The sequence below is a fragment of the Jiangella mangrovi genome (genome assembly GCF_014204975.1).
Taxonomy (GTDB): domain Bacteria; phylum Actinomycetota; class Actinomycetes; order Jiangellales; family Jiangellaceae; genus Jiangella; species Jiangella mangrovi.
The window spans coordinates 5,346,114-5,367,443 of sequence record NZ_JACHMM010000001.1; the positions used below are offsets into that span (position 1 = coordinate 5,346,114).

General features: G+C 71.4%; 21 protein-coding genes and 1 riboswitch. Of the genes, 7 read left to right on the forward strand and 14 right to left on the reverse strand.

What is annotated here, in order from left to right:
* Positions 1–9: 9 nt before the first annotated feature.
* The 3 genes from HD601_RS24860 to HD601_RS24870 form a co-directional block, all read right to left on the reverse strand.
* The gene (locus HD601_RS24860; protein ID WP_184826449.1) at positions 10–552 is read right to left on the reverse strand and encodes a hypothetical protein; all 543 of its coding nucleotides are present in this window, start codon (positions 550–552) and stop codon (positions 10–12) included.
* Positions 553–648: 96 nt separating this feature from the next.
* On the reverse strand, positions 649–1,725 hold the full coding sequence (locus tag HD601_RS24865; protein WP_184826451.1) for an LGFP repeat-containing protein: 1,077 nt from the start codon (positions 1,723–1,725) through the stop codon (positions 649–651).
* 50 nt (positions 1,726–1,775) lie between these two features.
* A complete protein-coding gene (locus HD601_RS24870) occupies positions 1,776–2,096 on the reverse strand; it encodes a hypothetical protein (protein ID WP_184826453.1) in 321 nt (106 codons plus the stop codon).
* 142 nt (positions 2,097–2,238) lie between these two features.
* Between HD601_RS24870 and HD601_RS24875 the strand changes: the two genes are divergently transcribed.
* The 3 genes from HD601_RS24875 (at position 2,239) to HD601_RS24885 (ending at position 3,410) form a co-directional block, all read left to right on the forward strand.
* Positions 2,239–2,556 (forward strand): ArsR/SmtB family transcription factor, encoded by a 318-nt coding sequence (locus HD601_RS24875; protein WP_184826455.1) that lies wholly within the window; start codon positions 2,239–2,241, stop codon positions 2,554–2,556.
* Positions 2,553–3,074, forward strand: coding sequence for an SRPBCC domain-containing protein (locus HD601_RS24880; RefSeq protein ID WP_184826457.1), 522 nt, complete (start codon positions 2,553–2,555; stop codon positions 3,072–3,074). Before HD601_RS24875 ends, HD601_RS24880 begins: the two co-directional genes overlap by 4 nt.
* A gap of 123 nt (positions 3,075–3,197) precedes the next feature.
* Positions 3,198–3,410 carry a hypothetical protein gene (locus HD601_RS24885; protein ID WP_184826459.1) on the forward strand — a complete coding sequence of 71 codons (213 nt, stop codon included), beginning with the start codon at positions 3,198–3,200 and terminating at the stop codon, positions 3,408–3,410.
* On the opposite strand, the gene cimA is transcribed toward HD601_RS24885, so the two are convergent.
* From cimA to HD601_RS24910, 5 genes are all read right to left on the reverse strand, one after another.
* The gene (gene cimA, locus HD601_RS24890; RefSeq protein ID WP_184826461.1) at positions 3,403–4,995 is read right to left on the reverse strand and encodes a citramalate synthase; all 1,593 of its coding nucleotides are present in this window, start codon (positions 4,993–4,995) and stop codon (positions 3,403–3,405) included. The two genes, HD601_RS24885 and cimA, sit on opposite strands and share 8 nt — an antisense overlap.
* Positions 4,996–5,233: 238 nt before the next feature.
* The gene (locus tag HD601_RS24895; RefSeq protein ID WP_184826463.1) at positions 5,234–6,328 is read right to left on the reverse strand and encodes a branched-chain amino acid aminotransferase; all 1,095 of its coding nucleotides are present in this window, start codon (positions 6,326–6,328) and stop codon (positions 5,234–5,236) included.
* 46 nt (positions 6,329–6,374) lie between these two features.
* Positions 6,375–7,169, reverse strand: a complete 795-nt coding sequence (locus tag HD601_RS24900; protein WP_184826465.1) for a glycerophosphodiester phosphodiesterase family protein — start codon at positions 7,167–7,169, stop codon at positions 6,375–6,377.
* Between the two features lie 163 nt (positions 7,170–7,332).
* Positions 7,333–9,237 carry a Xaa-Pro dipeptidyl-peptidase gene (locus HD601_RS24905; RefSeq protein ID WP_221441288.1) on the reverse strand — a complete coding sequence of 635 codons (1,905 nt, stop codon included), beginning with the start codon at positions 9,235–9,237 and terminating at the stop codon, positions 7,333–7,335.
* 101 nt (positions 9,238–9,338) lie between these two features.
* On the reverse strand, positions 9,339–11,225 hold the full coding sequence (locus HD601_RS24910) for a CocE/NonD family hydrolase (RefSeq protein WP_184826467.1): 1,887 nt from the start codon (positions 11,223–11,225) through the stop codon (positions 9,339–9,341).
* 246 nt (positions 11,226–11,471) lie between these two features.
* Between HD601_RS24910 and HD601_RS24915 the strand changes: the two genes are divergently transcribed.
* The 3 genes from HD601_RS24915 to HD601_RS24925 all read left to right on the forward strand — a co-directional run bounded on the left by HD601_RS24915 (position 11,472) and on the right by HD601_RS24925 (position 13,922).
* A complete protein-coding gene (locus HD601_RS24915) occupies positions 11,472–12,620 on the forward strand; it encodes a sensor histidine kinase (RefSeq protein ID WP_184826469.1) in 1,149 nt (382 codons plus the stop codon).
* Positions 12,621–12,669: 49 nt separating this feature from the next.
* The gene (locus HD601_RS24920) at positions 12,670–13,275 is read left to right on the forward strand and encodes a response regulator (protein ID WP_184830172.1); all 606 of its coding nucleotides are present in this window, start codon (positions 12,670–12,672) and stop codon (positions 13,273–13,275) included.
* Positions 13,276–13,340: 65 nt separating this feature from the next.
* On the forward strand, positions 13,341–13,922 hold the full coding sequence (locus HD601_RS24925; RefSeq protein ID WP_184826471.1) for a hypothetical protein: 582 nt from the start codon (positions 13,341–13,343) through the stop codon (positions 13,920–13,922).
* A gap of 41 nt (positions 13,923–13,963) precedes the next feature.
* Here HD601_RS24925 and HD601_RS24930 read toward each other — a convergent pair whose 3' ends face one another.
* The 5 genes from HD601_RS24930 to HD601_RS24950 form a co-directional block, all read right to left on the reverse strand.
* Positions 13,964–15,007, reverse strand: a complete 1,044-nt coding sequence (locus tag HD601_RS24930) for a 3-isopropylmalate dehydrogenase (RefSeq protein WP_184826473.1) — start codon at positions 15,005–15,007, stop codon at positions 13,964–13,966.
* 775 nt (positions 15,008–15,782) lie between these two features.
* On the reverse strand, positions 15,783–17,372 hold the full coding sequence (gene serA, locus HD601_RS24935) for a phosphoglycerate dehydrogenase (protein WP_184826475.1): 1,590 nt from the start codon (positions 17,370–17,372) through the stop codon (positions 15,783–15,785).
* 135 nt (positions 17,373–17,507) lie between these two features.
* On the reverse strand, positions 17,508–18,194 hold the full coding sequence (locus HD601_RS24940; RefSeq protein ID WP_184826478.1) for a TenA family protein: 687 nt from the start codon (positions 18,192–18,194) through the stop codon (positions 17,508–17,510).
* Positions 18,191–19,009 (reverse strand): bifunctional hydroxymethylpyrimidine kinase/phosphomethylpyrimidine kinase, encoded by an 819-nt coding sequence (gene thiD, locus HD601_RS24945; RefSeq protein WP_184826480.1) that lies wholly within the window; start codon positions 19,007–19,009, stop codon positions 18,191–18,193. Before thiD ends, HD601_RS24940 begins: the two co-directional genes overlap by 4 nt.
* Before the next feature lie 34 nt (positions 19,010–19,043).
* A riboswitch (TPP riboswitch) is annotated at positions 19,044–19,136 on the reverse strand.
* Between the two features lie 12 nt (positions 19,137–19,148).
* The gene (locus HD601_RS24950; protein WP_221441290.1) at positions 19,149–20,231 is read right to left on the reverse strand and encodes an alpha/beta fold hydrolase; all 1,083 of its coding nucleotides are present in this window, start codon (positions 20,229–20,231) and stop codon (positions 19,149–19,151) included.
* A gap of 38 nt (positions 20,232–20,269) precedes the next feature.
* Between HD601_RS24950 and HD601_RS24955 the strand changes: the two genes are divergently transcribed.
* On the forward strand, positions 20,270–20,698 hold the full coding sequence (locus HD601_RS24955; protein ID WP_184826482.1) for a nitroreductase family deazaflavin-dependent oxidoreductase: 429 nt from the start codon (positions 20,270–20,272) through the stop codon (positions 20,696–20,698).
* Between the two features lie 28 nt (positions 20,699–20,726).
* On the opposite strand, the gene HD601_RS24960 is transcribed toward HD601_RS24955, so the two are convergent.
* Positions 20,727–21,329: a Clp protease N-terminal domain-containing protein gene (locus HD601_RS24960; protein WP_184826484.1), complete on the reverse strand. Its 603-nt coding sequence runs from the start codon at positions 21,327–21,329 to the stop codon at positions 20,727–20,729.
* Between the last annotated feature and the right edge of the window lies 1 nt (position 21,330).

The window sequence follows — 21,330 nt, forward strand, 5'->3', positions numbered from 1 at the left end:
TCGACGGCGTCAGAGTCCGGTCGCCGAGAACCAGGTCGCTGCGTTCGGCCCGACGAAGACGATCGGGGCGATGCACGGCTGCGGCAGGTCGATCGTGTCCTTGATCCTCGAGTCGCCCCCGGTGCTCGCGGGGAACGGGTCGGTGGCCACGTTGACGGTGGTCACGGCGCCGTCGACAGTGGTGAGGCAGCTGACGACGGCGACGAAGTTCGGCGCCGGGTTGATGCCCTGACGGTCCGGCGGCACCGGGGCGGCCTCGAGCAGGACGAGGTCGTCGACCTCGACCTCGATGCGGCCCTTGCTGGTCAGTTCGACCTCTGACTCGTCGATCTGCCACGGCAGGCCGCCGCCGTTGATGCCGCGGATCGGGTTGGCGGCGCCCACGAACGGCCCGTCGACCGCGAACATCGTCTCGGCCTCGAGCACCGTCAGGCTCCTGTGCCCCTTGCCGGAGTGTCCGTGGCCGCCGTGCGCCTGGGCGCCCGAGGCGGGCAGGACCACCAGGGCGGATGTGGCCAGCAACGCGAGCACGGCTGCGGGTATGCGCTTCATCTGACGTCCCTTTCGCAGGTCGGTGAAGGTCCGTTTCTTGTACGGATCGGACCGGCGAAAGGATCGAGCTTCGTGCCTCTGCCGTGCGCGACGGTGTCAGCCGAACGTCACGTCGAAGTAGGCCTTGTATGCCCCCTCCCCCGTGAGCAGCGGGGTCGCCAGGTGGAACTCGACGTCGCGCTCGCGCTGCAACGGCGAGCGGGCGAGGCCGATCAGCGACTTCGGCGCCAGCGGGAAGACGGCCGTGCCGATCGTGTCGTCGCCGCTGTCGATGGCGTCGTTGATGGCGTTGGCGATCGGCCCGGCGCCGGCGTTGGCCAGTGCGAGCGCGATGCCGCTGACGGTGAGCCCGACACCGGTCGCGGCGACCGCGGCGGCCAGGCCGTTCATCGCCAGGCGCACCCCGGCCTCGATCTGGCCGCAGTACTCGTCCGGGTTCCCGGTGTCGTGCTCGGCCATCGTCACGGCGAGCGCGCCGATCCCGGCCGGTGGTCCCTCGTAGACCACCAGCGTGTCCGGGAAGGAACCGCCGGCATCGACGTCGAAGATCCGGCGCCGCACCGAGACGGTGGCGTCGCGGTTCGGGCCGACCACGGTGGCGACGACATAGGTCTCGTCCTGGCCGGACAGCTCGTCGGACTCCGCGAAGCAGTTCTGCCCGCGGAAGCGCACCTGGACGCTGCGGATCACCTGGACGCCGAGGTCGTCCCACTTGTAGATGTCGCCGTGCTCGAAGGTCGAGACCTTGCCGCGGTCGGACCGCTCGAACTGCTCGTTGCTCGTCGGGTAGCCGAGGTCACCCGTCGGTCCGCCGAGCTCCTTCCACTTGGCGCCGATCGGCCCGTGCACCTCGTGCGCGCCGGTGGTCGCCGTCGAGTACATGGTGCCCTGCTCGAACTCGGTGATCTTGCCGCGGCCGTCGGGCAGCCGCTTCGTGTCGGTGGTCGGCCGGCCCAGGAAGCTGCCGAGCGCGCCGAGCTCCTCGTACTCGGCGAAGATGGGCGCGTCGATCGCGAACGACTGGCCGGACGGATGGAGGAAGTAGATCGCCCGGGCACCGTTGAACTCCTGCGAGTAGAGGCGCCCTCCGCTCACCGGCGTCGAGTGGATCGGCCCCGTGGGAGTGTCGAAGCCCGGCACCTCCAGGGCCTTCGCCTCGATACCGTCGCGCACGATCCGGGCGACCCCCAGGCCGTCTGCCCGGCCCTCCAGCCAGGCCGCGTTCAGGTCCTCGACGTGCTCGGTGCCGAGCGGCGGCGGGACGAAGTCGTCGACGGTGATGCCGCGCAGCCCCTTGTGATGCCCCGCTTGAACCCCTTCTCGTAGGCCTCGAACCGGGCCATGCCGTCGTCGAAGCCCTCGGTGAACGCGTCCGTGGCGGGACCCGGCTCGCCCGCCGGGTTGTTGTCCAGTGTGTGGTCGCCGAACGCGCCCTCCTTGTAGCCGTCGGCGTAGGCCGGTCCCAGGACCGGATCGTTCGCGTGCGGATTCCCGAACGGCCGCTCGATGAGCTGGGCACCCGTCCCGTCCTCGTCGTCCGGCATGGCCATCGCCCCCTGAGATGCCTGGCCCGGGCCGTGCGGCACCGGGCCGCCTGACGTTTCCCCTCCTCGCAGCATGGCACCGCCGGTAGCCGGTGTGAAGGGAGATTGACATGTGACTATTTGGTCACCTATCGTCGCTGCCATGACCGACGACCGGGTCTTCAAGGCGCTCGCCGATCCCACGCGGCGGTTCCTGCTCGACCTGCTCTTCGCGCGTGACGGCCGCACGCTGACCGAGCTGGAGTCCGAGCTGGAGATGAGCCGCTTCGGCGTCATGAAGCACCTGCGCGTGCTGGAGGAGGCGAACCTCGTGGTCACCCGCAGGTCGGGGCGAGAGAAGTTGCACTTCCTCAACCCGGTGCCGATCCGCGAGATCCACGACCGGTGGATCGACAAGTACACCGAGCGCCACACCACGGCGCTCCTGGAGCTCAGGGCCGAACTGGAGGACGAATCATGACCACCACCGCGACGCAGACCAGCACGCAGGTCTACCGCATCTACATCAAGGCCACCCCGCAGGCCATCTGGGACGCCATCACGAAGCCGGAGTGGACGGCGCGCTACGGCTACACCGGCCTGGCCAGCTACGACCTGCGCCCGGGCGGCGCCTACACCGTCGCACCGACGCCGGAGTTCAAGGCCGCGGCCGAGGCCCAGGGCTTCCCGTGCCCCGACGTCGTCGTCGACGGCGAGGTCCTCGAGGCCGAGCCGCCGTCGCGCCTGGTCACGACGTTCCGGATGCTCATGGACCCGGGCATGGCCGCCGAGGGCTTCAGCCGGATCACGCACGAGATCCGCCCGACGCCCGACGGCACGTCCTGCTCGCTGACGGTGACGCACGAGCTGGAGGGGATGCCGCTGCTGGCCGCGCTGTCCCGCGGCGACAACGAGGCCGAGGGCGCCGGCGGCGGGCACGCCTGGGTGCTCAGCGACCTCAAGAGCCTGCTCGAGACCGGCACCCCGCTCGCCGGCTGAGACGACCCGCTCGTGGGCTGAGACCCCGAGGCCAGCCGGTCGGCCGACACGCGGAGTCCCCGTCGGCCGAACGGCTGATCTTGGTCGACGCGCCGTATTTCAATGCGACATGGCGTGCGGAAAGTGACAGACTTCACTTCGGCCATACCGCAGAAACATCGCTACGAGAAGGGAACCAAGGTGATCCGGGGGATCCTCGACCACGGCAGCAACGGCTGGCGGGTCGAACTGTACGACACCGAACCTCTCCGCCGCACCATCATCGAGATCGACGCGCTGCCCACGTGGGCCGACGCCTCGGCCGTCATGAGCAGCGCCTTCAGGCTCGTCAGCTGATCGCCGTTCCCCCCTGGCGCAGCAGACCGTAGGTGACGGCGTCGACCAGCGCCTCCCACGAGGCCTCGATGATGTTGGCCCCGACCCCCACGGTCTCCCAGGACGTCTTCCCGTCCGTCATCTCCACGAGCACGCGCGTCACCGCGTCCGTGCCGTGGGCCGCGTCCAGGATCCGCACCCGGAAGTCGATGAGCTCGAGCTTGTCGATCTCCGGATAGAGCGCGCCGATCGCGGTGCGCAGGGCGTGGTCGAGCGCGTTGACCGGACCGTTCCCCTCACCGGTCACGACGACGCGCTCGCCCCCTGCCCGCAGCTTCACCGTCCCCTCGCTGACGGCGTCGCCGCCGGGGCGCGACTCGGTGATGACCCGCCACGACTCGACGTCGAAGTAGCTGACCCGCCGGCCCTCGGCCTCTTCGCGCAGCAGCAGCTCGAACGAGGCGTCGGCCGCCTCGAACGTGTAGCCGGCGGCCTCGAGGTCCTTCACCCGCTGGGTGACGCGGGTGACCAGCTCGCGGTCGCCCGAGACGTCGTAGCCCAGCTCGCGGCTCTTCAGCTCGATGCTGGCCCGGCCGGCCATGTCCGACACCAGCAGCCGCATGTCGTTGCCGACGAGGGCGGGGTCGGTGTGCTGGTACAGGTCGGGGTCGACCTTGATGGCGCTGGCGTGCAGGCCGGCCTTGTGCGCGAACGCGCTGGCGCCGACGTAGGGCTGGCGCGAGTAGGGCACGATGTTCGTCAGCTCGGAGACGGCGTGGGCGATGCGCGTCGCCTCGTGCAGCGCGCCGGCCGGCAGCACCGTCATCCCCCGCTTGAGCTCGAGGTTCGCGACCACGGTCATGATGTCGGCGTTGCCGGTGCGCTCCCCCGTTCCGTTGACGGTCCCCTGCACGTGGGTGGCCCCGGCGTCGACCGCGGCGACGGAGTTGGCGACGGCGCACCCGGTGTCGTTGTGCGCGTGCATGCCCAGCCGGGCGCCGGTCTGCTCGAGCACCGCGGCGACGGTCGCGCGGACGTCGTCGGGCAGCATGCCGCCGTTGGTGTCGCAGAGGACGACGACGTCGGCGCCGGCCTCGGTGGCCGTGCGGACCACACGCAGCGCGTACGCGGGGTCGGTGCGGAACCCGTCGAAGAAGTGCTCGGCGTCGACGAACACCCGCCGGCCCTCGCCCGTGAGGAAGCCGACGGTGTCGGCGATCATCGCCAGGTTCTCGTCCTGCGTGGTGCGCAGCGCCCGCTCGACGTGGCCGACGTGGCTCTTCGCGACCAGCGTGACGACCGGCGTCTCGGCGTCGAGGAGCGCCCGCACCTGCGGGTCCTCGGCCGCCGTCGTGCCGGCCTTGCGGGTGGCGCCGAACGCCGCGAGCGTCGCCGTCTTCAGGTTCAGCTCGGTGCGGGCGCGGCGGAAGAACTCGGTGTCCTTGGGGACCGCGCCCGGCCAGCCGCCCTCGATGAACCCGACGCCCAGCTCGTCCAGGTGGCCCGCGATGGCGAGCTTGTCCTGCACCGAGAGCGAGAGCCCCTCCTGCTGGGCGCCGTCGCGGAGCGAGGTGTCGTAGACGTGGAACTGTTCGAGGTCGGTCACTGCTCTGTCCTCACGGGTCGGTGAGCGCGGGTCGGGCGGTTGGACAAACACGATGTCATTGCAAAGAAAAAGACCCCTCGCGGATGCGAGAGGTCTGCGCGCCTGGCATTGGTGCTGGGTGCCGGCGCGCCTACGTAATAATCAGACAGAAGCTCATCGTGCAGCAGTATGGCACAGTTCACGCGACGACGCCCGGCCGCCTCCACACTGTGGAGGGACCGGGCGCCGGCCGAGCAGGTCAGGCGACGCGGTGCATCCAGCCGTGGGGGTCGTCGGCGCGGCCGTACTGGACGTCGAGCAGGGCCGAGCGGATCTCCGTCGTCACGGGGCCGGGCTCGGTGCCGTGCGACAGCTCGCCGCCCTCCCAGGCCAGCCGGCCGAGCGGGGTGATGGCGGCGGCGGTGCCGCAGGCGAAGACCTCGGTGATGTCGCCGGAGGCCACGCCGTCGCGCCAGTCGTCGATGGACAGCCGGCGCTCGTCGACCTTGTAGCCGCGGTCGGCGGCCAGCGCGATGATGGAGTCGCGGGTGATGCCCTCGAGGATGGTGCCGGTGAGCTCCGGGGTGACGATGGAGCCGTCGGCGTGCACGAAGTAGAGGTTCATGCCGCCGAGCTCCTCGACCCACTTGCCCTCGACGGCGTCGAGGAAGCAGACCTGCGAGCAGCCGTGCTCGATGGCCTCTTGCTGGGCGATGAGGCTGGCGGCGTAGTTGCCCGCGCACTTGGCCGCGCCGGTGCCGCCGGGAGCGGCGCGCGTGTACTCCGACGACAGCCAGATGTCGACCGGCTTCACGCCCGACGCGAAATAGGCCCCGGCCGGCGACGCGATGACGCAGAACGTCACCTGGTTGGCCGGCCGCACGCCCAGGAACGCCTCGGAGGCGAACATGAACGGGCGCAGGTAGAGGCTGGTCTCTCCGCCCGACGGCACCCAGTCGGCGTCGGCGCGGACCAGGAGGTCGACGGCCTCGACGAACGCCCCCGCGGGCAGCTCCGGCAGCGCCATGCGGTGCGCGCTGCGGTCCATGCGCGCGGCGTTGGCGTCGGGGCGGAAGGTCCACACGGAGCCGTCGGCGTGCCGGTAGGCCTTGAGGCCCTCGAAGATCGCCTGGGCGTAGTGGAAGACCGCCGTGGCGGGGTCGAGGGCGAGCGGCGCGTACGGGCGCAGGCCGGCGTCGTGCCAGCCGTCGGGCGTCCACGTGGCGGTGACCATGTGATCGGTGAAGTTGGTGCCGAACCCGGGGTTCGCCAGGATCTCCGACCGGCGCTCAGGGGCTACCGGGTTCGACGTGAGGGTCGTCGAGAACTCCAGAGCCGGTGCGGTCGGTGTCATGGCGGTGCTCCTAGACGATCGGAATTAGTTGGACGTCCAACCAACGCTACCGATCATCGCGTTCTGCGTAAACGGTGCGTGGCCAACGACCCTCGGCGATCATCACCTCGCGCAGCACATCGGGCCGGTCGGTGATGATGCCGTCGACACCCGCGTTGATCAGCCGGTGCATGACGACTGGGTCGTCAACCGTCCATACGATGAGGCGCAACCCCAGGTCATGGGCGCCTTCGACCAGACGGTCGATGAATATCGGGAGTCTACCCCAGCGCAACGGCACGTGCACGAAGCCCCCGTTGGCCACCCGGCGCGGCGGCGCGACCCGCCCGTGCGAGCAGGCCAGCCACGACACCAGCGAGCGCCAGCCCAGGGCACACGACAGCCCGGGCCCGAGGTCGGCCCGCAGCGACGCCAGCCAGCCGTCCCAGGCGCCGGCCAGGCAGACCCGCTCGACGGCGTTCGTGGCGCGCAGCACGCGGGCCAGCGGCTCCAGCGACTCCTCGTCCTTGACGTCGATGACGAACTTCGCGTCGGGGAACGCCATGAGGAGGTCGTCGAGCCGGGCCACGGGCTCCGAGCCGAACACCGTCAGGCGGCGCACCTCGTCCCAGGAGCGGCGCTTGACCAGGCCCCGCCCCTCGGTGACGCGGTTCAGCTTGGCGTCGTGGAAGGCGAGGGGGACGCCGTCGGAGGTGATGCGGACGTCGGTCTCGAGATACCGCAGCCCGAGGGCGTAGGACCGCTCGAAGGCGGCCAGGGTGTTCTCGGCAGCCAGCCCCGCCCCGCCCCGGTGGGCGATGGCCAGCACGTGGGGCTCCACTCCGTAACGAGTCAGGCTCACGACCCTTACGCTGACAGCCTTCAACGCGGCGGTCGATGGCAAAGTGCCTGTTCGCAGCAGGGTTCACAGAAGGTTCATCGGCGCGGCAACCACGGGTGGCCCCACGGTCGGCGGGGGTCCGCGTGCGAGCGCGGGCCCCCGCCGATCCGGTCCTACCGGCGGGTCACTTCAGGCCCGCGGCCTGGGCCGCCGCCCGGCCGCCGACGATCGGCAGTTCGATCAGCGAGCGCTGCGGGGCGATCGAGATGGTGGCCCGGTTCTGGTCGGCCTGGCTGCCGTAGTCGCGGTAGCTGCCGACGATGATGACGCCGATCCGGTGCCCCTCCGGGAACACGTAGTCCTCCGGCAGCAGCGGGAAGCTGACGTCGTAGACCTGCCCCGGGACCAGCGGGGTGGGCGTCGTGTAGTCGTCGATGTTGACGCCGTCGACGATCCCCTTGGTGACGACCTCGCGCGGCGTCTCGGCGACCCGTTTGCCGACCGTGCGGTAACAGGCGTCCTCGGCGAACCCGCCCCACACGGCGGACTCGCCCCAGCAGTCCTCGACGGTGCCGGTGATGACGCCGTCGCCGGCCCGCTGCACACGCACGGCCGGGCCGTAGTCGACCAGGATCGCGGCGAAGTTCGTGTCCGCGGTGCTGGACGTCGCCTGCAGCTGGACCGTCGGTGTGCCGGAGATGTGCAGCGGCGCCGTCAGCGGCTCGGACACGTACGCGAGCCGGTTCGGCTGGACCGCGAGCTCGTTGGTGATCATCGCGGTCTCGCGCTGGTTCGGGTCGTCGACGAAGCTCAGCGTCGGGTCGAGCGGGCGGTTCGGGACGACCGACAGGCCGCCGGCGCCGTCGGCGTGCGGCTGCAGCCAGACCCGCGTCTCGCGCGCACCCTTGATGGGCCAGTCGCTGTACTCGGCCCAGACGTCCGGCGCGCGCTCGATGTCGGCGATCGGCTCGTCCATGATCCCGTTGTCGACGCCCTGCAGCCAGTAGTCGAACCACCGGTGCAGCTCGACGACCCATTCGGCGCGGCGGAAGTCGAAGGGGTCGATGTGCCCGGTCTGGGTCAGCCACAGCTTGCGCGGCACGTCGTTCTCGGCGAGCGCGTACCACCACTTGCTGAAGTGGTCGGGGCGGACGTTCTCGTCGTTGATGCCGTGGACCACGAAGACGCTGGCCTTCACGTTGCCGGCGTCGGGGTTGTAGTCACGCAGCGCCCAGAACGGCGTGTAGTCGCCGGTCTCGTCGCCGTCGGTGGCGGCCAGTTCATCGCGCACGGGCTGGCAGTGCGCGCGGCGATCGGGGTTGGTGACGGTGTTGGACAGCGACGACGGGTAGCTGTTCCCGCGGGTGACGACGCCGTTGCTGCGGGTGTAGTCGTACCAGCTGGAGATCGCGCTGATCGGGACGATGGTCGACAGGCCCTCGACACCGGAGGCGGCGGTCGCGTTGGCGAGCGTGCCGTCGTAGGACTTGCCGATGAGGCCGGTCCTGCCGTTGTGCCAGTCGGCGACGACCGGGACGCCGTCCTTGTCGACGCCGGGGATGCGCCCGTTCAGCCAGTCGATGACGACCTTGGGCGACAGGTTGTCCGAGACGCCACCGGTGGTCGGGCAGCCGGTGGAGTTGTTCGTGCCGATCATGTCCATGAGGACGATCGCGTACCCGCGCGGCACGAAGTAGTTGTCGTAGTAGAGCGGCCAGCGGTCGAGCAGGCCGTCGCCGTCCTGGTCCAGCTTCAGCTCCGACTCGTTGCCCCGCCCGAGGGTCGAGTAGTACGGGCTCGGGTCCATGATGACCGGGACATCGAGGCCCTGCTCGCTGGCCGCCGGCCGCATGATGTCGACGGCGATGACGTCGACCACGCCGTTCGAGTCGGAGTCGTACGGCGACGTGATGAAGACGCGCTCCCGGATGGCATCGTCGTAGCCGAAGACCGGCTGCGTCACGCCGTCCTCGACGACGATGCCGACCTCTTCGTCCGCCGCTCCCGCGCCCGCGTTCGTCGTGACCGCCGCGGTGGCGGTCAGCGCGAGGGCGGCGGGGAGGGCGAGCAACCTGCGGGCTCTGACCACGAGAGTTCTCCCATGTCCGGTGGGGCGGTGATGTGATGGGGGAATGCGCCGGTGACGCGGCCGTCCAACCGCGGCCGCGGCACCGGCGCATCCGTCAGGCGCTACTCGAGGCCGGCCGCCACGGCCGCCATCCGGCCGCCGACGATCGGCAGCTCGATGACGCTGCGCTGCGGCAGGACCGAGATGGTGGCGCGGTTCGGGTCGGCCTGGCTGCCGTAGTCGCGGTAGCTGCCGACGATGATCACGCCGATGCGGTGGCCCTCGGGGAACACGTAGTCCTCGGGCAGCAGCGGGAACTGCACGTCGTACGGCTTGCCCGGGATCAGCGGCGTCGGGGTGCTGTAGTCGTACAGGTTGACGCCGTCGATGATGCCCTTGGTGACGACCTCGCGCTGGGTGAGCGCGACCCGCTTGTCCACCTCGCGGTAGCAGGCGTCCTCGGCGTAGCCGCCCCACGTCGCCGTCGCACCCCAGCAGTCCTCGACGGTGCCGGTGATGACGCCGTCGCCCTGCCGCTGGACCCGCTCAGCCGGCCCGTAGTCGACCACGATGACGCCGAAGTTGGTGTCCGTGGTGCTGACCGTCGCGCCGATCTTCAGCTCCGGCGTGCCGGAGATGTGCAGCGGCGCCTCCAGCGGGTCGGACAGGTACACCAGGCGGTTCGCCGTGACGGACTCCTCGTTCGACACCATGGCGGTCTCACGCTGGTTGGGGTCGTCGACGAAGCTCAGGACCGGGTCGGACCCGCGGTTCGGCGTGAGGGAGAGGTCACCGGAGGCGCCGGCGTTCGGCTCCAGCCAGAGCCGCGTCGGCCGCGAGCCCGGGATCGGCCAGTCGTTCGCCGTCTCCCACACGTCCGGCGCCCGCTCGACGTCGACGATCGGCTCGTCCATGATCCCGTTGTCGACGTCGTACAGCCAGAAGTCGAACCACTTGTGGATCTCGTCGACCCACGCCTCGCGGCGGAAGTCGAACGGGTCGATGTGGCCGGTCTGGGTCAGCCACAGCTTGCGCGGCACGTCGTTCTCCGTCAGGCCGTACCAGAGCTTGCTGAAGTGGTCGGGGCGGACGTTCTCGTCGTTCAGGCCGTGGACCACGAAGACGCTCGCCTTGATCTTGTCCATGTCGCGGGTGTAGTCGCGGACGTGCCAGAACGGCGTGTAGTCGCCGGTCTCGTCGCCGTCGTTCGCCGACAGGGTGTCGCGCACCGGGCGGCAGTAGTCGCGGCGGTCCGGGTTCGTGACGGTGTTCGCGAGGCTCGCGAGGTAGTTGTTGCCGCGCTGGATGACGCCGTTGCTGCGGGTGTAGTCGTAGTAGCTGGCGATCGCGCTGATCGGGACGATCGTGGTCAGCCCCTCGACGCCGGACACCGCCGTGCCGTTGGCCAGCGTGCCGTCGTAGGACTTGCCGATGAGCCCGGTCTTGCCGTTGTGCCAGTCGACGACCACCTCGGCGCCGTTCTTGTCGACGCCCGGGATGCGGCCGTTCAGCCAGTCGATGACGACCTTCGGCGACAGGTTGTCCGACGCGTCGTGCACCGTCGGGCAGCCGGTGGAGTTGTTCGTCCCGATCATGTCCATGAGGATCACGGCGTAGCCGCGGGGCACGAAGTAGTTGTCGTAGAACAGCGGCCAGCGGTCCAGCAGGCCGTCGCCGTCCTGATCCAGCTTCAGCTCCGACTCGTTGCCGCGGCCCAGCGTCGAGTAGTACGGGCTCGGGTCCATGATGACCGGGACCTTCAGCCCCTGGTCACTGGCGGCCGGCCGCATGATGTCGACGGTCACGATGTCGAGCACGCCGTTCGAGTCGGAGTCGTACGGCGACGTGATGAAGACGCGTTCGCGGATCGCGTCGCCGTAGCCGAAGACCGGCTGCGTCACGCCGTCCTCGACCACGATGCTCGGCTCGTCGTCGGCGGCGCCCGCGCCGGCGCTGGTGGCGACCGCTGCGGTCGCCGTCAGCGCCAGGGCGATGGGTACTGCGAGCAACCTGCGGGCTCTGACCACGTCTGTCTCCCATGTCTGGAGGAGTCCGGATTTAGTGCTATGTCACATACAAGTGGGTGTGACAAGGGGTGTCAAGATCGGACTTTTGGTGACATGGAACGACGAAATGCGCTGGTGATGCCCGTATCACGGCGAAAGGGTGACGCTGGTCATGCCCTCGCGGTGGGGCGCGGCCGCCACGCTCGGCACATGACCACCCGCATGGCTGAACCGCGAGAGGGTGGGCGCATGTCCGAATCCACGACCGCGCGTCGCGTCGTCCTGGCGATCCTGCTGGGCAACGCGGCCTGGGTGGTCGTGATCCCGTGGCGGATGGTCCGGCCGCCCACGCCGGTGCTCGATGCGGCCTTCGCGGCAGGACTGCTGGCGGTGGCGATCGTCACCGGCATGATGCTGCGTTCTGCAGCCACGGCGCGAGACGGCGCCCGCGGCCGCGCCCGCGTCCGCCGTACGCCGGGCGGAGCCGCGGTCCTGGTGACGCTGGGGTTGTGGTGGCCGGCCTACCAGTGGGCGGTTCCGGGCGACGCTCCGTGGGCGTGGCTGGCCGGAATGGTGGCGGGCGCGGTCGCCCTCGCCCTGCCCTGGACCGTCACGGCGGGCGTCGTGCTGGCGCACACGGGCGCGGCGACGGCGGGCGCGCTCGCCTTCGGCACATCCGTCCTGACGCAGGTGCTCACCGTCTGGGGCGCCGCGGCAGCCGTCGTGGTGATGCTGCACGCGCTGGTCTGGCTGCTCGGGCTGCTGCACGACTCGGAACGGGCCCGGGAGTCCGAGGCCGCACTGGCCGTGGCCGAGGAGCGGCTGCGGATGAGCCGGGAACTGCACGACCTGCTCGGGCACCGGCTGACGGTGATCGCACTGAAGGCGGAGCTGGCCGCCGGCCTGACCGGCGCCGATCCCGAGCAGGCCCGCGCCGAGACCGACGAGATCCGGCAGGTCGCCGCGGCCACGCTCGGCGAGGTGCGCCGGGCCGTGCAGGGCGAGACGGTGAGCGACCTGCGACATCAGCTCGAGTCGGCGCGCCTGGTGCTGTCGTCGGCCGGCGTCCGGATGGACGTCGCGCTGGAACCGCTGCCGCTGACCGCGGCGGAGTCCGCGCTGCTCGCCGCCGTCGTCCGGGAGGGCGTCACCAACGTCCTGCGCCATGCCCGCGCCACCGAGGTGCGGATCCGGCTGGAGGCCACGCGGGGAGGGCGCACCTTCGGGTTCGTCAACGACGACGCCGGCGGCGCGGCTTCCGGGACCGGGCCGGCGGGGACCGGGCCGGCCGGGACCGGGCTGGCCGGGCTGGCGATCCGCTGCGCCGATCTCGGCGCGACGCTGACGGCCGGGCCGACCGACGGCGACTTCGAGCTGCGGGTGGACCTGCCCGCGTGACATTGCGTCAAGGCCGTCCGGTCCGGACACTGTCCCTGTGCGCGACGTGGTGATCAGGGTGCTGCTGGCCGAGGACGAGGAGCTGATCCGGGTCGCGCTCGCCGGACTGCTCGACCGCGAGCCCGACATCGACGTGGTCGCGACCGCCGCCGACGGCCGGGCCGCGGTCGACCTCGCGAGGCGGCACCGGCCCGACGTCGCCGTCGTCGACCTGCAGATGCCGGGGCTCGACGGGCTCGAGGTCGTGACGGAACTGGGCCGGGCGCTGCCGGAGTGTGCGGCGGTGATACTCACCGGGCACGGCCGGCCGGTGGTGCTGCGGCGCGCGCTGGCCTCCGGCGCCCGCGGGTTCCTCGCCAAGGGCGCACCGGGCACCGCACTGGCCGACGTCGTCCGGCGCGTCCACGAGGGCCATCGCTACGTCGACCCGCTGCTCGCGGCCGACGCGCTCACTGCGCCGCCGTCGCCGCTGACCACCCGCGAGGCGGACGTCCTGCGGTGCGCCCGCGCCGAGCGGCCGGTCCGCGACGTCGCCCGCGAGCTGTTCCTCTCGCCCGGAACCGTGCGCAACCAGCTCTCCCGGGTGACCCAGAAGCTCGGCGTCGCAACGCGGGCCGAGGCGTACGAGCTGGCGCAGGAGTCCGGCTGGATCTGAGCGCACGTGTCAGTGGTGACAATCCGCACGTACTTCCTGCGCCCCGCTCCGGCCAGGGTGGCGGCATGGACACGGACACGACCTCCCGGCCCCTGCTCGGGCGGGTGCTGGCGCGCTGGCCGGCCGCGCTCGCCGTCGCCGTCTCGCTACCGGGCTTCCTGAGCCCGCCGCCCGAGGCCGACGGCCTCGCCACCAGCCTCGGGGGCGCGCTGCTGATGCTGCCGCTGGGCTACCTGGTCGTCGCCAAACTGCGCCGGCGCTGGGTGACCTGGCCGGTGGTGGTGGCCGCCATGGCGGTCGTCGTGGTCACCCGCGCCCTCGACGTCGTCTCGCCCGCCGTCGTGCTGGCCGCCATCGCACTGGCCGTGCTGGCCTGGAGTGTCGTCGACGGCCAGCTGCGGCGCGACCGCACCCTCCGGGTCCAGGCGCTCGGCCTGGCCGGCTTCGCCGTCCTCACGGTCGCCGGGCTGACGTTCCTCGCGGTCAGCCCGGACCTGGGCGTCGTGCTCGTCGCGGCCGGCTGGTTCCTGCACGGCATCTGGGACCTCGTGTACCTCAGGCGCGACGAGGTGGTGGCGCGCTCGTTCGCCGAGTGGTGCGCCGTCATCGACGTCCTGCTGGCCGTGCAGCTCGTGCTGCTGCTGTGACGTCAGGGGGTGACGTCAGGCGGTGACCTCAGGCGGTGACGTCACGCGGTGACGCGGGCGGCGAGGGCGTCGCCCACCTCGGCCGTGCCGCGCTTGGCCGTCCCCCGCTCCCCCAGGTCGGCCGCGACCGCGTCGACGATGCGCGCGGCCTCCGCCGTCAGTCCGAGGTGCTCGAGCAGCATGCTCACCGACAGCACCGCCGCCGTCGGGTCGGCGATCCCCTGGCCGGCGATGTCCGGCGCGGAGCCGTGCACGGGCTCGAACATCGACGGCGCGGTGCGGTCGGGATTGACGTTGCCGCTGGCCGCGAGGCCGATTCCGCCGGTTATCGCGGCCGCGAGGTCGGTGAGGATGTCGCCGAACAGGTTGTCGGTGACGATGACGTCGAACCGGGCCGGGTCGGTGACGAAGAAGATCGTCGCGGCGTCGACGTGCAGGTAGTCGACGGCGACGTCGGGGAACTCCTGGCCGACGCGCTCGACCGTGCGCCGCCACAGGTGGCCCGCGTGCACCAGCACGTTGTGCTTGTGGACGTAGGTGAGCTTGCGGCGCGGCCGGGCCTGCGCGCGGGCGAACGCGTCGCGCACCACGCGCTCGACCCCGAACGCGGTGTTGACGCTGACCTCGTTGGCGATCTCGTGCGGCGTGCCGACCCGCAGCGCGCCGCCGTTGCCGACGTACGGCCCCTCGGTCCCCTCACGGACGACGACGAAGTCGACCTCGCCGGGGTTCGCGAGCGGCGTGGCGACGCCCGGGAAGAGGCGCGACGGACGCAGGTTCACGTAGTGGTCGAGCTCGAACCGCAGCTTCAGCAGCAGCCCGCGCTCGAGCACGCCGCTCGGCACACCCGGGTCGCCGACGGCGCCGAGCAGAATGGCGTCGTGGCCGCGCAGTTCCTCGAGCACGGAGTCCGGCAGCGTCTCGCCGGTCGCGTGCCAGCGCTTGGCGCCGAGATCGTAGGTGGTGGTGCCGACCTTCACGTCGGCGCCGGCGAGGACGGCGTCGAGCACCTTCAGCCCCTCGGCGACGACCTCGGTACCGATCCCGTCGCCCGGGATGACTGCCAGATTGAGACTGCGCGACATGGCCCACACCGTACGACCGTCGTCCACATGATGGCACCTGCGTCCCGCGATTCGGACGCGGGTCGCGTTTACCCAGGTCAGCGCGAGGCTACGGAAAGGTCCTGCCGGCCGTACTCGCCGCCGTTGTCGCGGCGGTCGATGGCCTCCTGCAACGCGTGCCGGGCCTCCTGAGCCTGCTGCTGTTCGTCGGTCATCATGCACTCCACTGATGTACTCGGTCGTCCTAGCATATGGAGCTTCGTGATCTCCGTCTCGCGGTTTGGCGGATGATCTCGGGATGTGAGACGTGCCGGAGAGTTGAGGTATCGCCGGAGAGGCCCCGGGCACGCCTCGCCCCTCCGTGTCCGTTTCGTCCCGCTGTGGTCGACTGTGGACAGCGATGATCATCAACGATCCGCTACATCACCACGATTACCCGAGCCCCAACACGATTGCAGGCGTGTTGAGGCTCGGGCAATCGTGGTGGGCGGCCCAGCAAACACCCCGAAAGGTGCGGGCCCGCCGACCACCCACCCGTCGCCAGACTCCCCCATCCCCCTGATAGCTGCCCGTTCTTAGGCCGCGCGGGTGCGGTCAAGTCCAAGCCCCCCCCAACCACACGGTCAAGCAACCACAGGGGGCGCGGACTTGAGGGCACCCGCGCGGCTAAAGAGAATGGGCAGCAGGGGGACGGGGGAACCCAACCCAACCACGCGGCACCCCAGCGCAACGCGAAACTCCCGCCGCGCCCCACACCAGGGCACGACGGGAGTCGCGAACGAAGCAGAAGAAACGATCAGCCGTCGAGGTCGACGGTGCGGCCCCACTCGGCGCCGATGGCGGCGACGATGTCCTCGAGGACCTGGACCGGGACGGCCTGGTCGACGGTCATGGCGACGAGGGCGTGGCCGCCCTTGCTCGACCGGCTGACCTGCATGCCGGCGATGTTGACGTCGGCCTCACCCAGCACGCGGCCGACGGTGCCGACGATGCCGGGGCGGTCGGTGTACTGGAAGAAGGCCATGTGCTCGGCCGGGACGACCTCGATGTCGTAGCCCAGCACCTCGACGATCTTCTCGACGTGCTTCGGGCCGGACAGCGTGCCCGACACCGACACCGAGCGCCCGTCGGCGAGGACGCCGCGCAGAGTGACCAGGTTGCGGTAGTCGGCCGACTCCTCGTCGGTGACGAGGCGGACCTCGACGCCGCGGTCGGCGGCGATGAGCGGCGCGTTGACGTAGGAGACCGGGTCCTCGACGACGTCGGCGAAGACCCCCTTCAGCGCGGCCAGCTCGAGGATCTTCACGTCGTGCGCGGTGATCTCGCCGCGGACCTCGACGTCGAGCTGGGTGGCGACGCCGCCGGCCAGGGCGGTGAAGATGCGGCCGAGCTTCTCGGCCAGCGGGATGCCGGGCCGGACGTCCTCGGCGATGGCGCCGCCCTTGACGTTGACGGCGTCGGGCACCAGTTCGCCGGCCAGGGCCAGCCGCACCGACTTGGCGACCGAGACGCCGGCCTTCTCCTGCGCCTCGTCGGTCGACGCGCCGAGGTGCGGCGTGACGACGACGGTCTCGAAGTCGAACAGCGGCGACTCGGTGGTCGGCTCCGACGCGAACACGTCGATGCCGGCGCCGGCGACCCGGCCCTCCTTGAGCGCCAGGGCGAGCGCGTGCTCGTCGACGATGCCACCGCGGGCGGCGTTGATGATGCGCACCGACGGCTTCACCTTGCGCAGCGCCTGCTCGCCGATGAGGCCGACGGTCTCGGGCGTCTTGGGCAGGTGGACGGTGATGAAGTCGCTCTCTTCGAGGAGCTGGTCCAGCGACACGCTGCGCACGCCCATCTGCGCGGCGCGGGCGGCCGGCACATAGGGGTCGTAGGCGATGACGTTCATGCCGAACGACGAGAGCCGCTGCGCGACGAGCACGCCGATGCGGCCGAGGCCGACGATGCCGACCGTCTTCTCGTACAGCTCGACGCCCGAGTACTTGCTGCGCTTCCACTCGCCGCCCTTGAGCGCCTTGTCGGCGGGGGCGATGTTGCGGGCGGTGGACAGCAGCAGGCCGATGGCGAGCTCCGCGGCGCTGGTGATGTTGGAGGTCGGCGCGTTGACGACCATGACACCGGCCTGGGTGGCGGCCTTGACGTCGACGTTGTCGAGGCCGACGCCTGCGCGGGCGATGACCTTGAGCTTCTTGGCGGCGGCGATGGCCTCGGCGTCGACCTTGGTGGCCGAGCGGACCAGGATCGCGTCGACGTCGACGATGGCCGGCAGCAGGGCCGCGCGGTCGGCGCCGTCGACGTTGCGGATCTCGAAGTCCGGCCCGAGCGCGTCGACGGTGGCGGGCGAGAGCTCTTCGGCGATGAGTACGACGGGCTTGGTCACGGTGGACTAGACCTCCGGGTGTGTCGGGCAAGGTGTGACGAGCGCGACACTGGGCCCGGGTTCGATCGAGTGTAACGCCACGTAAACCTGAAGCGCATCCACCACACGTACGGTGGTCGGTTCGTTACATCCGCATTACGCAGGCTCCGGCCACGTCTCGCCTCGCCACGCGGCGTCCCAGAACATCCACTCGAACCGGGTCGCCCGCGCATAGGCCTCGTGCATGCCGGCGACGGCGCCCGGATGCAGGTCGGCCTGCTCGTCGGCGAAGCTCTCGGCCCGGCGGGTGTCCGCGGCGAAGACGGGGTCGCCGTAGGTGCGCAACCACGTCGCGTACGGGTGGCTGACGCCGTCGTCGCCCTCCGAGGACAGGACGGTGACCAGCTCCTGCCCCACTTCCGTGTAGATGCGGAAGCACGGCAGCAGCCCGGCCAGCGCGACCGCGGCGGGCGCGTGCGCCGCGTCGGCCTGCAGGGTGCTGACGTAGGCGAGGCAGGTCGGGGTGGGTTCGACGGCGGCGACGGTGTCGGCGAGCGACCCGCCCGCCTCGGCCAGCAGCGCCTCGTGCAGCATCCGTTCCGCGTCGACGGCCCCGGCGGCGAACCGCGCCAGCACGGCCGCCTGGGCCGGATCCGGCCAGCGCGCCGCCGTCGTCGCCAGCGCCCGCGCGTACCGGGACAGGTAGTGCGCGTCGTCGGCGATGTAGCGCAGGAACACCTTCCGTTCCAGCGTCCCGTCGGCCAGGCCGGTGAGGAACGGGTGCGCGCGGATGGCGTCGTACCAGGGGGCGGCGGCGGTCCAGGCGTCGGCGGAGAACGTCATGCGGGGGTCCCTTCGGAGGCGGGTGTCCACCAGGCGTGGAAGTGGTGAACGGGGCCGTGACCAGTACCGATGTGCAGCTGGTCGGCGGCGAGCAACGCATCGGTGAGGTACGTCTTGGCGTCCCTGACGGCCTCGCGCAGCGGCCGCCCGTGCCCGAGGCCGACGGCGATCGCCGACGACAGCGTGCAGCCGGTGCCGTGCGTGTTCGCCGTGGGGACGCGCGGCACCCGCAGCTCGAGCATGCCGTCGTCGTCGGCCAGGACGTCGACGGCGTCGGGCCCGCCCGCGTGTCCGCCCTTGACCAACGCCGCCGGACCCTTGGCATGCAGCTCGACGGCGGCAGCCGCGGCCTCGCCGGGGGCGACGGCGCCGACCCCGAGCAGTGCCGCGGTCTCGGGCAGGTTCGGCGTGACGACGGCGGCCAGCGGGAGCAGCCGGTCGCGGATCGCCTCGACCGTGGCGTCGTCGACCAGCCGGTCCCCCGAGGTCGCGACCATGACGGGGTCGACGACGAGGTTCCGCACGCCGTACCGGCGGGCGGCGTCGGCGACCGCCTCGACGACGTCCGGGCTGCCGAGCATGCCGGTCTTCACCGCCCGGATGTCGAGGTCCTCGAAGAGCGCGGAGAGCTGGTCTGCGACGAAGGCGCCCGGGATCGGCATGACGCCGGTGACGCCGCGGGTGTTCTGCGCTGTCAGCGCCGTGAGGACCGCCCCGCCGTAGGCGCCGAGCGCCGAGAACGTCTTGAGGTCGGCCTGGATGCCGGCTCCGCCGGACGGGTCCGACCCCGCCACCGTGATGATCGTGGGCGTCAACGCGCACTCCTTCCACCGGGAAGGGAGCGCCGACACGCACACACCGTCGGGCTCCCTGCGCCGGCATGACCCGGATCAGGTTCGGCGGGTGTGATCTCAGCCCTTGCGGGCACCCCGGCCGATCGGTTCTGCCGCCAGCCTATCCCGCGCTCAGATGCTGCGCGAAGAAGGCCGCGCTCCGCTCGATCGAGAGCTGCCAGTCGCCCTCGAAGGCGTGCGGCTCGCCCTCGTAGAGCTGCAGCGTGACGTCCTTGCCCGCGACGCGCAGGGCGGCGTCGGTGTCGAGGGCCCACTGCGGCGGGCAGGTCTCGTCGGCGGTGCCGTGGTGGATGAGGACGGGCTCGGTGACCCGGTCGAAGAACGTCACCGGCGAGACGCCCTGCCAGAACTCCGGGTTCGCCTCCGGCGCGCCGTACGCGCCGATGATCTGGTCGGTGAGGGCTTCCGAGCCCGGCTGGCCCCGGGTCCACTGGTCGAAGTTCTGGACGGCGTTCGAGCTCACCGACGCGTAGACGACCGCGGCGTCGACCAGCCCCGGCTGCACGACCAGCGTGTTCAGCGCGACGCCGCCGCCCATGGACCGGCCGAGCAGGCCGACCCGCTCGCCGTCGAGCTGCGGGATCGTGTCTGTGGCCGCGCGCACGGCGAGGACCGCGTTGACGACGTCCTCCGTGTAGCCCAGCCGCAGCCGCACCTCGTTCTCGGGGTCGTCGCTGGAACCGGCGTGGTTGCGGTAGTCGGTGTGCAGGACGGCGTACCCCTGGCGGGCGAGGTAGTCCTGCTCGCGCCGCAGCCCGCGCCCCGTCGTGTAGACGTCGGGGTCGATGTACCCGTGCGCCAGGACCAGCACCGGGAACGGCCCGGCGCCGTCGGGCAGGTTGAGGATGCCGCTGATGGTCAGGCCGGCGCTGCGGTAGGTGACGGCGTAGCGCGTGTAGGTGTCCGCGGTCTCGAGCACCTCGCCCAGCCGCAGGTCGCCGCCGTCGTACCCCTGCTGCATGAGGGCCGGCAGCGAGACCGGGTGCGGCGCGGGGGTCGGCGTGGGTGTGGGCGTCGGCGTCGGGGTCTCTGCCGGCGACGGCGTGAGAGTGGCGGTCGGCGACGGGGTGAGCGTGCGGCTGGGCGCGGCGCCCGGCTCGCCGCTGCCGCCGTCGCCGTCGCCGCGGCTGCAGGCCGCGAGAAGCAGGACCGCAGCTGCCGCCGTCGCCCGGAACGCCGTCACGGCTCCATTCTCCCCGCCGCGACCACCATGATGGGTCCATGGCGCGGACGTATCGCACGACGCTGGCCCGGCGGATCGGCAACACCGTCTTCACCGCGGCGCTGAGGACGGTCCCGGTGCCGGGGCCGTACGCCCTGCTCACGGTCCGTGGCCGGGTATCGGGACAGCCGCGGTCCACGCCGGTGCGGGTCATGGAGCACGACGGTCAGCGGTACCTCGTCGCGCCGTACGGCGAGGTCGAGTGGGCCCTGAACGCCCGGGCGGCCGGCGAGGTGTCGCTGCGCCGCGGCCCCCGCAGCCACACGCACGCCGTCGTCGAATGTGCGCCCGACGAGGCCGGCCCGGTCCTGCGCGCCTACGCGAAGGCCGAGCCGATCACCCGTCCGTACTTCGACGCCGCGCCGTCGGAGCCGCCCGAGGCGTTCGCCGCCGAGGCCGCGCGCCACCCGGTCTTCCGGCTGGTCTGAGCAGGGCTCCGACCAGGGCGCGCGGGCGTCAGGCGGCCTTGCGGAGGTCGGCGAGCACCTCGCGGCGGGTCTCGCGCGGGTCGATGCCGAGCCGCTCGAACACCGCCAGCGTCTGCTGGTCGTCGCTGCGCAGCAGGCCGAGCACGATGTGCTGCGTCCCGATGAAGCCGTCCTTCAGCGCCAGGGCCTCGCGCAGCGAGAGCTCCAGGGCCTTCTTCGCCCGCGGCGCGAACGGGATGTGCCCCGGCCCGCGCTCGGCCTTGCGCCGTCCGAACAGGCCGAACCGCTTGCCTCGGCCGGACTCGAGCGGCGCGTCGAGGGCGCCCTCGCCGAACGTCTCCTCGGCGCGCTTGCGCACCTCGTCGAGGTCGATGCCGAACGCCTTGAGCGCCTCGGTGTCCTCGTCGCCCAGGCCGTCGGCTCCGTCGCCGGCGACGGCGAGCACCGCGTCGCGGGCCTGGGCGGCCGTGACGCCGAGACGGGTGAGGGTCGTGACCCCGGGCGCCTCGGGCGTGCCGACCAGCGACAACAGCACGTGCTCTGTGCCGATCCAGCGGTGATGCAGCCCGCGCGCCTCGCGCTGTGCCCCGATGACGACCTCGCGGGCCTCGTGGGTGAACCGCTCGAACATT

Excerpts from the sequence above, each read along its gene's own strand:
- HD601_RS24860 (WP_184826449.1), bottom strand. The coding sequence starts at position 552 with ATGAAGCGCATACCCGCAGCCGTGCTCGCGTTGCTGGCCACATCCGCC.
- HD601_RS24870 (WP_184826453.1), bottom strand. The coding sequence starts at position 2,096 with ATGCCGGACGACGAGGACGGGACGGGTGCCCAGCTCATCGAGCGGCCG.
- HD601_RS24875 (WP_184826455.1), top strand. The coding sequence starts at position 2,239 with ATGACCGACGACCGGGTCTTCAAGGCGCTCGCCGATCCCACGCGGCGG.
- HD601_RS24880 (WP_184826457.1), top strand. The coding sequence starts at position 2,553 with ATGACCACCACCGCGACGCAGACCAGCACGCAGGTCTACCGCATCTAC.
- HD601_RS24895 (WP_184826463.1), bottom strand. The coding sequence starts at position 6,328 with ATGACACCGACCGCACCGGCTCTGGAGTTCTCGACGACCCTCACGTCG.
- HD601_RS24915 (WP_184826469.1), top strand. The coding sequence starts at position 11,472 with ATGTCCGAATCCACGACCGCGCGTCGCGTCGTCCTGGCGATCCTGCTG.
- HD601_RS24925 (WP_184826471.1), top strand. The coding sequence starts at position 13,341 with ATGGACACGGACACGACCTCCCGGCCCCTGCTCGGGCGGGTGCTGGCG.
- HD601_RS24930 (WP_184826473.1), bottom strand. The coding sequence starts at position 15,007 with ATGTCGCGCAGTCTCAATCTGGCAGTCATCCCGGGCGACGGGATCGGT.
- HD601_RS24940 (WP_184826478.1), bottom strand. The coding sequence starts at position 18,194 with ATGACGTTCTCCGCCGACGCCTGGACCGCCGCCGCCCCCTGGTACGAC.
- HD601_RS24955 (WP_184826482.1), top strand. The coding sequence starts at position 20,270 with ATGGCGCGGACGTATCGCACGACGCTGGCCCGGCGGATCGGCAACACC.
- HD601_RS24960 (WP_184826484.1), bottom strand. The coding sequence starts at position 21,329 with ATGTTCGAGCGGTTCACCCACGAGGCCCGCGAGGTCGTCATCGGGGCA.